This window comes from Cryobacterium sp. W22_MBD10_FK3 (genome assembly GCF_052113745.1).
Classification (GTDB): Bacteria; Actinomycetota; Actinomycetes; order Actinomycetales; family Microbacteriaceae; genus Cryobacterium.
Genome location: NZ_JBGQOH010000031.1, coordinates 18,797 through 31,778, shown reverse-complemented (window position 1 = coordinate 31,778; position 12,982 = coordinate 18,797). Strand labels below are relative to the sequence as shown.

Annotated in this window: 13 protein-coding genes; 1 reads left to right on the top strand and 12 read right to left on the bottom strand. The window is 70.1% G+C overall.

Features of this window, described 5'->3' with window-relative positions; translation table 11 throughout:
- From ACEN2M_RS18145 to ACEN2M_RS18105, 9 genes are all read right to left on the bottom strand, one after another.
- A partial coding sequence (locus tag ACEN2M_RS18145) for an MFS transporter (RefSeq protein ID WP_441649542.1) occupies nucleotides 1-622 on the bottom strand: 622 nt, incomplete at its 3' end.
- Nucleotides 619-1,974: an NtaA/DmoA family FMN-dependent monooxygenase gene (locus ACEN2M_RS18140; protein ID WP_441649541.1), complete on the bottom strand. Its 1,356-nt coding sequence runs from the start codon at nucleotides 1,972-1,974 to the stop codon at nucleotides 619-621. The genes ACEN2M_RS18145 and ACEN2M_RS18140, both read right to left, overlap by 4 nt.
- The gene (locus ACEN2M_RS18135; protein WP_441649540.1) at nucleotides 1,971-2,723 is read right to left on the bottom strand and encodes a cysteine hydrolase family protein; all 753 of its coding nucleotides are present in this window, start codon (nucleotides 2,721-2,723) and stop codon (nucleotides 1,971-1,973) included. The genes ACEN2M_RS18140 and ACEN2M_RS18135 overlap by 4 nt, the downstream gene beginning before the upstream one ends.
- Nucleotides 2,720-3,802 carry an LLM class flavin-dependent oxidoreductase gene (locus ACEN2M_RS18130; protein WP_441649539.1) on the bottom strand — a complete coding sequence of 361 codons (1,083 nt, stop codon included), beginning with the start codon at nucleotides 3,800-3,802 and terminating at the stop codon, nucleotides 2,720-2,722. Before ACEN2M_RS18130 ends, ACEN2M_RS18135 begins: the two co-directional genes overlap by 4 nt.
- Nucleotides 3,803-4,005: 203 nt before the next feature.
- On the bottom strand, nucleotides 4,006-5,103 hold the full coding sequence (locus tag ACEN2M_RS18125) for an ABC transporter substrate-binding protein (protein WP_441649538.1): 1,098 nt from the start codon (nucleotides 5,101-5,103) through the stop codon (nucleotides 4,006-4,008).
- Nucleotides 5,104-5,225: 122 nt separating this feature from the next.
- On the bottom strand, nucleotides 5,226-6,107 hold the full coding sequence (locus ACEN2M_RS18120) for an ABC transporter permease (protein WP_441649537.1): 882 nt from the start codon (nucleotides 6,105-6,107) through the stop codon (nucleotides 5,226-5,228).
- Complete coding sequence (locus ACEN2M_RS18115) at nucleotides 6,104-7,000, bottom strand: ABC transporter ATP-binding protein (protein ID WP_441649536.1); 897 nt, start codon at nucleotides 6,998-7,000, stop codon at nucleotides 6,104-6,106. Before ACEN2M_RS18115 ends, ACEN2M_RS18120 begins: the two co-directional genes overlap by 4 nt.
- A gap of 4 nt (nucleotides 7,001-7,004) precedes the next feature.
- Nucleotides 7,005-7,538, bottom strand: a complete 534-nt coding sequence (locus ACEN2M_RS18110; protein ID WP_441649535.1) for a flavin reductase family protein — start codon at nucleotides 7,536-7,538, stop codon at nucleotides 7,005-7,007.
- Nucleotides 7,539-7,798: 260 nt separating this feature from the next.
- Nucleotides 7,799-9,301, bottom strand: a complete 1,503-nt coding sequence (locus ACEN2M_RS18105; protein ID WP_441649534.1) for an aminotransferase-like domain-containing protein — start codon at nucleotides 9,299-9,301, stop codon at nucleotides 7,799-7,801.
- 123 nt (nucleotides 9,302-9,424) lie between these two features.
- Between ACEN2M_RS18105 and ACEN2M_RS18100 the strand changes: the two genes are divergently transcribed.
- Nucleotides 9,425-10,159 carry a pyridoxamine 5'-phosphate oxidase family protein gene (locus ACEN2M_RS18100; RefSeq protein ID WP_441649533.1) on the top strand — a complete coding sequence of 245 codons (735 nt, stop codon included), beginning with the start codon at nucleotides 9,425-9,427 and terminating at the stop codon, nucleotides 10,157-10,159.
- 259 nt (nucleotides 10,160-10,418) lie between these two features.
- Here the strand turns inward: ACEN2M_RS18100 and ACEN2M_RS18095 are convergent, their stop codons facing one another.
- The 3 genes from ACEN2M_RS18095 to ACEN2M_RS18085 form a co-directional block, all read right to left on the bottom strand.
- A complete protein-coding gene (locus ACEN2M_RS18095) occupies nucleotides 10,419-10,832 on the bottom strand; it encodes a hypothetical protein (RefSeq protein WP_441649532.1) in 414 nt (137 codons plus the stop codon).
- 172 nt (nucleotides 10,833-11,004) lie between these two features.
- On the bottom strand, nucleotides 11,005-11,919 hold the full coding sequence (locus ACEN2M_RS18090) for a carbohydrate ABC transporter permease (RefSeq protein WP_441649543.1): 915 nt from the start codon (nucleotides 11,917-11,919) through the stop codon (nucleotides 11,005-11,007).
- Entirely contained in the window at nucleotides 11,904-12,875 is a 972-nt protein-coding gene (locus tag ACEN2M_RS18085; RefSeq protein WP_441649531.1) for a carbohydrate ABC transporter permease, read from the bottom strand. The genes ACEN2M_RS18090 and ACEN2M_RS18085 overlap by 16 nt, the downstream gene beginning before the upstream one ends.
- Between the last annotated feature and the right edge of the window lie 107 nt (nucleotides 12,876-12,982).

Here is a 12,982-nt window from a genome sequence, read left to right as displayed (position 1 = left end):
CGGCGGGCGCGGCGGCGCGGCCGCGGGGGAGCCAGTAGTGGGCGGCGGGGCGCACGGCGTCCCAGGCGAGCACCAGGGCCAGGGGCACGCTGGCGACCAGGAACACCACCTCGAGCGGGAACCAGGTGAGCACCAGACCGCCGAGGAACGAGCCGATGGCGCCCGCCGACATCTGCACCGCGGTGACGGTGGCCATCACCCGGCCGCGCCGGGCGGGCGGGGCGCCGGAGACCAGGATCGCGAAGCCGATGGTGATGGCGGCGCCACCGAGCACACCCGCAAGCACCCGCGCGGCGATCAGCGATTCGGAGGTGGGCGCCAGGCCGGTGAGGCTGGTGACCACGACGAGCAGCAGGCTCACCGCCCAGAGGTACGGCCGCGGCTTCCACCAGCGCAGCAGGATGCCCGCGGGGATGTTGGCGAGCACCCGGCCGAAGCCGAACGCGGCGATGATGGGGCCGAGCACCAGCGCGGTGGCGCCGAATCTGTCGACGTAGAGGGGCAGCGCGGGCACGATGGTGCCCCAGGTCATCTGGGCGGCACCGATGAGGCAGCACAGCAGCAGCGTCTGCTCGCCGAGCGACGGGCCCCGGCCCGCTCCCCGGCCCGCGCGGCGGCTCACGACGCGAGGTTGGCGCGCAGCGTCGAGCCGGGGTAGGCCGGGCCCATCGTGCCGCGGCGGCGGAGCTCCGGCACCAGCAGCTCGATGATGTCGGTGTACGACGCGGGCATGCTCAGCGGGTTGCCGATCATGTAGCCGCCGCGGGAGCCGGTGGCCGCGAAGTTCTCCTCGAGCTGGTCGGCGAGCTGCGCGGCGGTGCCGCTGAGGGTGCTGTTGTAGCCCACGGCGTGCTCCCAGCCGCGCTCGAAGAACTCGGTGCGGGTCAGCGTGTGATCGGCGCCGAGCTCCTGCACCAGCTGGCCCACGAACCCGGACGGCGACGCGTGCCCGGCCACGATCTCGGCCTGCAGCTCGCCGAGCACGATCGACGAACCCACGGTGGAGAAGTCGTAGCCGGCGTTGTACGACAGGTACGCGCCCACCGCCTCGTCACCCCAGTACTCGAGCATCTCCTTCTTGCGCGCGGTGGCCTCATCCTCGGTGCGGCCGATCACCAGCTGGGTGGCCCAGAGGATGCCGACATCGGCGGGGTTCCGCCCGTTGGCGGCCAGTTCCACGTCGAGCAGTGAGCGGTGCCGCTGCTGACCGGCCAGGTTGCCGCCGAAGCCGAAGATCAGGTCGGCGAACTTGGCGCTGGTGGCGATGCCCTGCGGCGAGTTGCCGGCCTGCACGAGCACCGGGTGCCCCTGCGGGCTGGGCACGCTGGTGAGCGGGCCGCGCACGTCGAAGAAGTCGCCGTGGTGGTCGATGGCGTGCACCTTGGCCGGGTCGGCGAACCGGCCGGTCGCCCGGTCCATCACGATCGCGTCGACCTCCACCGAGTCCCAGAGCCGCTGGCACACGGAGATGAACTCGTCCATGCGCTCGTAGCGTTTGGAGTGCTCGAGCAGCTCGTCGAAGCCGTAGTTGGCCGCATCCGCCCGCCGGGTGGACGCCACCACGTTGAACGCGATGCGGCCGCCGGTGACGTGGTCGAGCGAGTTGAGCAGCCGGGCCACGTAGAACGGATGCATGAACGTGGAGGAATAGGTGAGGCCGAAGCCGATGTGCTCGGTGACGGCGCTCATCGCCGCGATGAACGGGCTCATGTCGTGCCGGGGCCACTGCACACCCCACTCCACGGCGGCGTCGGGCGAGCCGCGCCAGGTGTCGGGCAGGCCGGTGCCGTCGCCGAAGAAGAGCATGTCGATGCCGCCGCGTTCGGCGGTGATCGCCAGCTCCTGGAACATCTTGACGTCGGGGAAGGTGCGGCCGATCCACGAGCCCGGGCGGGCCCAACGGCCCTCGGTGTGCGTGAACGAGAGGTCGAAGGCCAGGTGCATGTGGCGCGGGTCACGCTCGGCGCCGGTCATGCCGACACCACCGAGCCGGTGAGGGCGGATGCCGCGGTGGCGGACGCGGTCGGCGCGGGGAAGAAGCCGACCAGTTCGTCGCTGGTGACCACGTGCGCCGTGGTCAGCGCGAGGATCTCGAGGGAGTTCTCGTGCACCCGCACCTCGTAGGCGGCGGTCGCGTCACTGGGAATCAGCACGGGGTAGTCCAGCTGGAACGCGTCGGTGGCGGTCGCGGCGATGCAGCACTCGGTGGTGAGGCCGGCCACGGCCACCCAGACCACGCCGAGCCGCTGTAGCAGGGCGTGCAGCTCGGTGTCCTGAAAGCCGCTGTAGTGCCGCTTCTGAATCAGGGGTTCGTCGATGCCGGGAATTAGGCCGTACCACTCGGCGCCGGGGGTGCCGATCACGCAGGGTTCGTCGGCACCAAACGGCTCGTCGAAGCCCTTGCCGCGCAGCCAGTTGCTGGCGGCCCAGAGCCGGTCGGGGTCGGAGGCCAGTTCGATCCAGACCACGGGCACCCCGGCAGCACGGGCGGTGTGCACGAGCGCCGCGGTGGTGCGGATGGCGGCGGCGATGGCGTCTTCGGCCGCGGTGTCGAGGCCGTAGTCGCCGAGGTAGTCGAGGTCGGCGAAGGAGCGCTGCACGTCGACGACGAGCAGGGCGCCTGCGCGGTTGTTCAGGCCGGCGAACGGTCCGGTGGCAGTACTGGCAGAGGTGCCGGCGGCCAGGCCGTCGGTGACGTCGCCGGTGGAGTCGTCGGTGCTCATGAGGTGACCAGTCCGCTCGACAGGCGCGACGCATCCTGGGCCCGCAGCGTGGGCAGCACGGCCTCACCGAACGCCGGCAGGTCGGCGTGGTAGTCGGGGAAGATCAGCATCAGGCCGTCGAGTTCGGCGCCCTCGACGACGGTGTTGATGTGACTGAGCACGGTGTCGGGGGAGCCGACCACGTAGGGGGTCTGGAACGCGTCGTGGCCGGTGGCGGACTCGGTCCAGGAGGTGGCGCGGTCGCGCGGCATGCCCCAGGAGACCCGCATGTTGGCGAGGGCCTGCACGTCGACGCCGGCACCGATCACGTCGACGCGTTTCTGGGCGGCGGCATCAGTGTCGCCCATCACCACGGTGAGCATGGCGTAGGTCTTCACGGTGCGGCCGAGCGCGGCGGCCTGATCGTGCACGTCGCGGGAGGAGTCGCGCAGCTCCTCCATGGTGTCGCCGGAGAGGAAGGCGCCATCGCAGAGGTCGGCCTGGAACTTGCGTCCCCGCGGCGACCGGCCGGCGCTGATCAGGGTGGGCTGCACCCGCGGGTGCGGCCGGGAGACGCAGTCGGTGAGGCTGAAGGTGTCGCTCTGCATGGTCACCGAATCCTCGGTCCAGAGCCGGGTGACGGCGCGGGTCCAGTCCTCCACCATCTGGTAGCGGGCCTCCTTTGACATCTCGGCGTCCCAGAGGCCCATCTGCTCGAACTCGTCGGCGTAGGAGCCGGAGACGATGTTCATGCCGGCACGGCCGTTGGAGATCTGGTCGAGGGTGACGAACATCTTGGCGGCGATGGCGGGGCTGTGGATGTTGGCGTGCACGGTGGCCCAGATCTTCACCCTCTCGGTGGCTTCGGCCAGTCCCGCCATCATGGTCATCGATTCGAGGGTGTTGCCCCAGTGGTCGGTGGAGCCGCCGAAGCCGCGCCACTTGGCCATCGACATGACGAAGTCGAGACCGGCCTGCTCGGCGAGCACCGCGGTGGTCTTGTTGTACTCGTAGCTGCCGTCTGGGTGTGGCGCGGTGGTGGACACCAACCAGCCGCCGTTGCCGATCGGGAGGAAAACGCCGTACTCGCGTGCTGACATGGGGACACTCTTTCTCTGTTGTGGAGCTAGCGCTGTTGTGGAGCTAGCGCTGTTGTGGAGCTAGCGCTGTTGTTGAGCTAGCGCTGTTGTGGAGCTAACGCAGTGAGGAGGGCTGTGACGGAGTCGAGAACGAGGCGGAAACGAGCCGGGAATGGAGTGGAAGCCGGGGGCGCCCGCGCGGGGCGCCCCGGCAACGGGCTGGGTTACGGGGCCGGCCAGATCAGGGTGGTGCCGTCGTAGATCGCCTCGACGAAGCTGTTGTCGAAGTACGCGGTGGGGTCGGCCGGGGCCTTGGCGATCTGCGCGCTCTCCACGAGGAACTCGGACTCGGCGGTGACGTTGTCGACGTCTATCAGGCCGATCGGGGCATCCGCCGGCTGGTTGTCGGTGACGATGTCGAACTCGGTGGTCCAGACCTTGAGGTTGTGCGCGGCGTCGTAGCCCTCGCCGGAGAGCTCGGACGCGAACGCGACGCACTCCTCGCCGTTCTCGCCGCAGTAGTCGAAGGCGTGCTGGCTGGCACGGAGGAAGTCCTCGACGGCGGTGGAATTGTCGGCGGCGAACTCGTTGTTCACGGCCAGGCTGCCGAGCGACCCGGCGACGCCGAAGTCGTAGGGGCGCCACACGGTGACGTCTTCGCCGGCGGCTTCGAGCAGGTTGGGCTCGTTGGAGATGAAGCCGGTGAGCGAGTCGACCTGGCCGCGCGGCAGGACGGTGGGGTCGTAACCCACGACGACCTGCTGGATCGAGGCGAGATCGGCGCCCGCGTTGGTGAGCATGGCGCCAACGGCGGGCGGCAGGTTGCCCTTCTGGCCCAGGATGGTGCCGTCCAGGTCCTTGAGGTCGGTCACGTCGGTGCCGGTCATCAGGACCTCCAGGCCCACGTTGGAGTAGGTGGCGATGCCGGTGACGTCGATGCCGTTGTCTTGCGCGGTGATCAGGTTCTGCTCGTCGACGCTGGTGATGGTGACCTGGCCGGAGGCGAGCAGCTGGGCGTTCTGGCTGGTGTCGCCGGTGCCGGGCTGGATGTCGACGTCGAGGCAGAGGGCGTCGAAGTAGCCCAGCTCCTCGGCGGCGATGATGTTGAGGATCGACACCGACGCCTGGTACTGGTACCCGGTGAGGAAGTTGATCGTGCCGGCGGCCTCGTTGAGCGCGCAACGCTCCTCGGAGATGGCGCTGCCGGCGGCGGCGGTGTCGGTGTCTGGGGCGGCGTCTGCCGCGGGGCTGCAGGCGGCGAGGCCCAGGGTGAGGGCGGCGATGGCAACGGCGGCCAGCGCGTGGACGGGGCGGGTGGGCATAGCGGTCTCCTGGTGCGGTGGGGGAAGAGGGGACGGGGGATGCGGGCTGTGATGCGGGTGGGGCGGGCGTGCGGGTGGACGGGGGTGCGGGTGGGGCGGGTGGTGCGGCAGTGCGGCGGGGGTTAGTTTTTGGCGCCTTGACGGGACTCGTGCCAGTGCAGCACGCGGTCCTCGATGGCGGTGATGATGAGCAGCAGTAGTGAGCCCATGATCGCGAGGCAGAAGATGGCGGCGTAGACCACGGCGAGACGGTTGTTCGACGAGGCGACGCTGATCACGGTGCCCAGGCCCTCGGCGGCGCCCGGGGCGGAGAGCTCCGCGACCACGGCGCCGATGATCGAGAGCGGGAACACCACGCGCAGGGCGGTGAAGAGGTAGGGCAGGGCGCTGGGCATCCGCACGTGCCAGAGCATTTCGAGGCGGGAGGCATGCAGGGTGGTGAAGACCTGCAGCACCGCCGGCGACACCGAGCGGAGGCCGGTGGAGACGTTGATGAGGATGGGGAAGAAGCAGATCAGCGCCGTGACGATGAGCTTGGGCTCCGGGCCGAAGCCGAACGCCACCACCAGGGCCGGCGCGATCGCCACCAGCGGGGTGACGCTGAGCACCACGGCGATGGGCATGATGGCGCGGCGGGCCACGGGCAGTTCGGAGACCAGCACGGCGAGCACGAACGAGCCGACGAAGCCGATGGCCAAGCCCACCAGCGCCACGGCCAGGGTGGCCCAGGCGTTGCTGAGATAGAAGCCGGGATTGGCGGCGAGGGCCTCGCCGACCGCGGCGAGCGGCGGCAGCAGGTAGGGGCTGTCCCTGGCGGTGACGCTCCAGAGGATGCCGAGGCCGACCAGCAGCACCGCCAGCGGCAGCCAGTAGCCGGGGCGGATGAAGGCGAGCCGCTTGGGCAGCCGTGGGGCGCGCCGGGGCCCTCGCGTGGTCGCGGGCTCGGGTGCGAGGGTCACGGTGCTCTCCTGGCTGCTCGGCTGCACGGGGGTCAGAACGCTCACAGGGCGACTCCGGCGGCGATCGGGGTGGACCCGGTCATCGGGTTCTCCTGCCAGGCGGTCTGCAGGTGGTCGCGAATCAGGTCTTCGAAGTGGTGGAATTCGGCGCTCTTGAGCATTGCCTGGCTGCGCGGGCGGGGCAGGGTGATGTCCACGGATGCGGTGATGCGGCCGGGCCGGGCCGACATCACGAGCACCTTGTCGGAGAGCCGCACCGCCTCGGAGACCGAGTGGGTGACGAAGACCACGGTGGCGTTGTTTTCGTCCCAGATGTCGAGCAGCTGTTCCTGGATCGACTCGCGGGTGAACTCGTCGAGCGCGGAGAACGGTTCGTCCATGAGCAGCACGTCGGGCTGAACGCCGAAGGCCCGCACGATGGCGGCGCGCTGCTGCATGCCGCCGCTGAGCTGGGCGGGCAGCTTGTGCACGGCATCCGTGAGCCCGGCCTTGTTCAGCAGGTCGAGCATGTCGGGGGCGGGGCGGGCGACGTGGCCGTGGATGCGGCTGCGCAGCTTGTCGGCGCGGCGGTTGATCTTGGCCGGCATGCTCACGTTGCCGAGCACGTTCTTCCACGGCAGCAGGGCGGGCGCCTGGGGCACCAGGCCGATCATCTTGGCCGCGCATGCCTGCTCGGGGGAGACCCCGAAGACCTCGGCGATGCCCTCGTCGGCGTCTTCGAGGCCGGCGATGAGGCGGAGCAGGGTGGACTTGCCGCAGCCGGACGGGCCGATGATGCTCACGAACTGGCCGCGCTTGATGTCGACGTCCACGTTCTGCAGCGCCACGTGCTGGTTGGCGCCGGAGCCGTAGATCTTGACCGCGCCGCGGATGGAGATGGAGTCGGCGGTGCTCGTGGCTGCCTGGGTCGGGGCCTGGGCCGGGGAGGTGAGGGTCATGGGGTCAGACCAGCTTCCTGAACTCGCGGTTCTGATAGACGAGCGGGGTGAGCTCGGAACGGATGACCTCGTCGACGTGCACGATGATCATGAGGTGGTCGCCCACGGTCCAGCGTTCGTGCACCTGGCCGAGGAGCGAGGCCTGGGCGCCGGTGACGACGGGCACCCGGTCGTAGCCGCCGTGCAGCGTGACGGCGGAGAACTTGTCGATGCCCTTGGTGGCGAAGTGCCGGGCCACGTCGCCCTGGTCGGCGGCGAGGATGTTGATGGCCACGTGGTCGGTGCGGGCGAACGCCGGGTAGCTCTCGGCGGTTTCGGCCAGGAACACGGCCACCAGCGGCGGGGTCACCGACACGCTGGTGAAGCTGTTGGCGGTGAAGCCGTAGGCGACACCGTTCACGTTGGTGGTGACGAGGGTGACCGAGGTGGCCATGCCGGCCAGGGCCCGGCGGAGTTCGGCGGGGTCGAAGGCGGCGGACTCGACGGCTTCGGGAGCCGGGGCATCCGCGGTGACGGGTCGGGGATCGGTCTGCTGCACGCTGGCCTCCAAGGCACAAGTCAAATGTTCGAAAGGAGGAGAGCGAGCGGGTGAAGTGATCAGCCGACTGGTGTGGTCGAGTGGCAAATGGCCCGCGGAGGTCCGTTGGTTTTCACAGTAAGCGGCGCAGATTTCGCGAAAGTCTGCCTGCTGTTTCGTGCAGGTAAACTCCCGGGCGCGCTCGCCGCCGAGTGCTCCCACGCCACTCATTCGCAAACTTCCCGCCTTCGCCGCGACAACGAAGGGCGGAAGTGTGCAAATCAGTTCGCGGTGGGTTCCAGGAGGAGCCCGACGAGCACATCCAGCGCCCGGGCGAGCTCGAGATCGGTGGGCGCGCCATAGCCGAGCACCAGGCCGTGCTGGTCTCGGCCGCGAACCGCGTAGTCGGCCAGCGACGCGACCCGCACCCCGCGCGCGGCGGCCCGCTCGACGAGAGCGGATGCATCCGCCCCCGTGTGCACCACCACGTGCAGCCCGCCGTCGAGGCCGGCCAGTCGCACACCGGGCAGGGCACCCAGCTTGCCGATCACCAGGGCGCGGCGGTGCGCGTACTCGCGGCGCACCCGGGCGACGTTGCGGGCCAGACCGCCGCTGGCGAGGTAGTGCGCGAGGGCCGCCTGCTGCACGCCGGAGACCGACGGGCCGAGGTCGTCGCGCACCTCGCGCAGGGCCGCACCGAGGTCGCCGGTGGCGACGATGTAGGCGCAGCGGATCCACGGGGTGATGGTCTTGGAGAAGCTGCCGACCAGCGCCACCCGGCCCGAGGCGTCGAGGGTGGCGAGGGCCGGCAGCGGCGAGGTGCCGAAGCGGAACTCGCTGTCGTAGTCGTCCTCGATGACCACGGCCTCGGCTGTTCGCGCCCAGTCGAGCAGGTCGAGCCGGCCCTGCACCGAGAGGCTGTTGCCGAGCGGGTACTGGTGGCTCGGCGTGACGAGAACGGCGTGCGGGGCGGGGTTGAGCGCGGCGAGTTCAGCCAGGTCGATGCCGTCCTGGTCGGTGCGCACCGGCGCCAGGAGCGCGCCCACCCGGCGCAGCACCCGCCGCGCGGTGGGATAGCCGGGGTCCTCCACGGCGATCTGCGGGGCCCGCCGGGGCGCTTCGACCGGCGCGGGCGTCGAAGGGATCCCGGGTGCATCCGCCGGGGTGCGGGCGCCGCCGGTGACGTGAGCCATGGTCGCGAGTGCGAGCCCGATGCCGGCGAGGGCGTCGCTGGTGCCGGCCGTGACGATCACGTCGTCGGGTCGGCAGGTCAGTCCCCGCGCTCGCCGCACGTGTTCGGCGATGGCGGTGCGCAGCTCGAGTGTGCCGCTGGGCGGCGGTGAGTCGCTCCGCCCGGACGCGGCGACGGCCGTGCGCCAGGCCCCGGTCCAGGCCGGGTCGACGAGGGTTCTGGTCGACGGATGCCCGGGGGCCAAGTCGATCAGGGGCGGGGGAGTGCGGTCGCGAGGTGACCGGGCGTCCCCGTCGTCAGTGCGGGCCGGGGCTGCGGGTGCGGCAACGGCATCGGGCCGCTCCACCATCACCCGGGTCGCCGAGCCCGGCCGCGCCAGCAGATACCCCTCGCCGGTGAGCTGGTCGTACGCGGCGACCACCGTGCCGCGCGACACCCGCACCGAGGCCGCGAGCGCGCGGGTGGAGGGCAGGGCCTCGTCGTGTCGCAGGATGCCGCCGAGGATGGCCCGGCGCAGCGCGGTGGCGAGCTGTGCCACGAGAGGAAGCTCCGACGCGCGGTCGAGCAGGATCGGCAGCTCGTGGGCGTTCATGGGGTTCCTCTCTCGGAGTCGCGCGGACACGATCGGGCACGCATCCGGGATCCGGAACCGGTCTAGTCGAAGTCGTCAGAAGTGGCCCTGTCGCTGAACCACTCCGCGCTCGATCCTAGTAGCATGCCCCACTCCACGCAGCCCACGCAGCCCACCCCGGCACCCTCCGCCACCCTGCCCGTCACCGACCGCACCCGGATCACTCGACTCCCCGAGCGCCAGCGCGCCGACAGGGCCGAGCTCTACGGCATCCTCGACGACGCCCTCGTCGCCCACGTGGCGATCGTGCGCGACGGCCTGCCGCTGGTGCTGCCGATGGGTTTCGGCCGCGGCGGCGACGCCATCTACCTGCACGGCTCCACCGGCAGCGGCATCTTTCGGGCGATGGCGTCCGGCACCCCGATCTCGGTCACCGTGACCCACCTCGACGGCCTGGTCTATGCCCGCTCCCTCTTCGACAGCTCGATGAACTACCGCAGCGCCGTGGTGTTCGGCGCCGCGACCGTCGTCGCGGACGCCGAGAAGGAGGAGGCGATGCGCGTCGTGTCCGAGCACCTGATGCCGGGGCGGTGGGACGAGGTGCGTGACATGACCAGGCGCGAACTCGCGGCGACGCTGGTGCTGCGGCTGCCGCTGGACGAGGCCAGTGTGAAGGTGCGCGCGCACGGTGCGTCCGAGGCGGCGGATGACGGCGAAGACCGCACAGTCTGGGCCGGGATGTTGCCGCTCCGGCTCACCGCGTCGGCGCCCGAAACCTCGGAGCTCACCCCGCCAGGTTCCCCGGTCTCGGCCGCGGCATTGGCCTATGCCGCGCGGATCGCGCCTCTGCAGTACGAGTCGCGGAGCGCGGCCGGATGATCGTCGTCGCCTGTGTGGTGCTGGTCGCCCTGGCCGTCGTCGGTGTGGTCTGCACGCTCGCGGTCGTCGCTGTCGACGGATACCGCCGCATCCCGCCGCGCTGAGCGGGCCCGACCGCCCGCTTTGTGTTCGTTTGCGGACTTCGCACGGTGTGCGGCGCGCGGGACCGCGCTCTGTTCGCAAATGAGTTGGATGCCGGGGTGCCGGGCGACCGGAGCGGCGGCATCCGGGGTGCCCGACGGTCCAGTGGCGGGCGGGCTCAGCGGGTGAGCAGCTCCAGTGGCGCATCCGGCCGGAAGATGTAGACATCCACGTGCATGTCGGCGGCCGCGGCGCTCGGCCACGACCCGGGGGTGAAGAAGCGGGCCAATGGCTCGCTGATGCAGATCACCAGGCGCGGCCGGGTGGGCAAGACGCCCCGCAGCCAGACCAACTTGAGCATGTCGGCGATGGCCTTGTTGCGGTGCGACGACTTGGGGGTGCCGGTGTTGGCCACGAGCTGCACGAGCACGCTCGCGACCGCGTCGATGCCCTCGACCTCCACGCGCAGGCCGTCTGGAACTGTGAGGGTGCGGGACTCGAGCTCGACGCCCAGGCGCTCGCCGAGGGCGCGCAGCATGGCGTGCTCGGTCGATTCCGGCTGGATGCGTCCGGTCGCGCCGACGTTCGACATGCCTGTTCCCTTCTCGCCCGCGGTGCTGCAGTTCTCGAAGGCTCAGTGTACGGCCCCGGTTGCGCCCGCCCGGGCCGCCGGGGGCGCACGCAACTGTTACCGGTGCGGACAAATGGTGCCGGCGCACCGGGTGCAAATGTCCGCAGCGGCAACAGTTGCGGCCGCGCCGCCCCTAGCCCTTGACCGCCCCGCCCAGCCCGGCGCCGCGCAGGAACATGCGCTGGAAGACCAGGAACAACAGGATCGGGATGATGCTGGAGATCGCCAGGGCCGCGAGGTAGACGCCGAGTTCGATGCTCTGCTGCAGCGCGGGCAGTCGCACCGACAGCGGCTGGACGGCCGGGTCGATGAGCACGAGCGAGGGCCAGAGAAAGTCCTTCCAGGCCGCGATGATCGCGAACACCGACACCACACCCACGATGGGCTTGGACATGGGCAGCACGATCGACCAGAACAACCTGAAGGAACTCGCGCCATCCGTTCGGGCGGCCTCGAAGACCTCACGCGGCAGGTTGTCGAAGAACCGCTTGACCAGCAGCACGTTGAAGGCGCTGGCGCCGGCCGGCAGCCACACCGCCCAGAACGTGTTGATCAGCGAGATGCCCACGAACGGCACGTCGAGCACCGTGAGGTACAGCGGCACCAGCAGTACGACGCTCGGCACGAACAGGGTGCCGAGCACCAGGGCGTTGAGCACTCCGGCGTACCTGGGGCGCAGGATCGAGAGGGCGTAGCCGGCCGTGGTGGCCACGACGATCTGCACGGCCCACGAGCCGGCCGCCACCCAGAGGGTGTTGGCGAACTGCACGTCGAGATGGATCGTGGACCACGCCGTGACCACGTTCTGCCACTCGATGCCGTTGGGAAAGATCGCCAACGGCGTGCGCAGCGTGTCTTGGGTGGGCGTGAGTGCGGCCTTGCCGAGCCAGAGCAGCGGGCCCAGGCCCGAGACGGCCAGCACGACCAGCAGCACGGCGTGACTGGCACGCATGGTGCGGCGGATGCGCGGCTTGGTCCAGTCGGCAACGGAGACGATCCCGCGGTCTTCGGGATCCTGGATCTTTGGCTTTCTCAATTCTGGCTCCAGGACTTGGTGAGGCGGAAGTACACCACGGACAGGACGGCAAGGAAGATCGCGAGCATCAGGCTCAGCGCTGTTGCGGCGCCGTAGTCGCCGCCGAGACTGTTCTGGAACGCGTACCGGTAGATGAGCAGCAAGACGGTGATGGTGGAGTTCGCCGGCCCGCCCGCGGTGAACAGGAAGGGCTCGAGGAACACCTGCGCCGTGCCGATCACCTGCAGAATCAGGGTGATCAGCAGGATGCCGCGCAGCTGCGGCAGGGTGATGTGCCAGATCTTCTGCCAGATGGAGGCACCGTCCACCTCGGCCGCGTCGTAGAGCTCGGGGGCGACGCCGGTGAGCGCGGCGAGGTAGATGATGATGGTGCCGCCGGCACCGGCCCAGGTGGCTTCGAGCACCAGCGAGGGCATGGCCGCGGTGATGCTCTGAATCCAGGGCTGCGGGCCGATGCCCACCATGGCGAGGATGCTGTTGAAGACACCGGTGGGGCTGGCGTCGTAGAAGAACTTCCAGAGCAGCACGGCGACGACCGGCGGCACCACGACGGGCAGGTACGCCAACGCGCTGAACAGGCCCTTGGCCCGGCGAACCTCGCTCATCAAGACCGCGGCGATCAGGGGGATCGGGTAGCCGAAGAGCAGGGCGAGCACGGCGAACCACGCGGTGTTCTGCACCGCGGTGAGGAAGAGCGGGTCCTGCAGCACCTTGACGAAGTTGTCGAGCCCCACGAAGCTCGGCGCGGTGACGAGGTTGGTCTTCTGGAAGCTCATCACGAAGGACTGCACGATCGGGTACCAGGAGAAGACCCCGAAGATCAGCAGCATGGGCACCAGGAACAGGAAGTTGCTGAGGCCGCCGTTGCGCAGCCAGGTGCGCGGATTGGATGGCCGGCGTCGCTGGCGCGTGGGCACAGTCGGCTGGGGCGGGTCCACGACCGAGGGGCGTTCATCCAGTGTGGTCATCGTCGTCTTTCGTGAGCGGGGTGAGCCGAAGCGGGTGGGGGAGCAGGAGAGTGCTCGGGGAGAAGAGCCGGCCGGCGGGGATGCGGCATCCCCGCCGGTCGAATCGG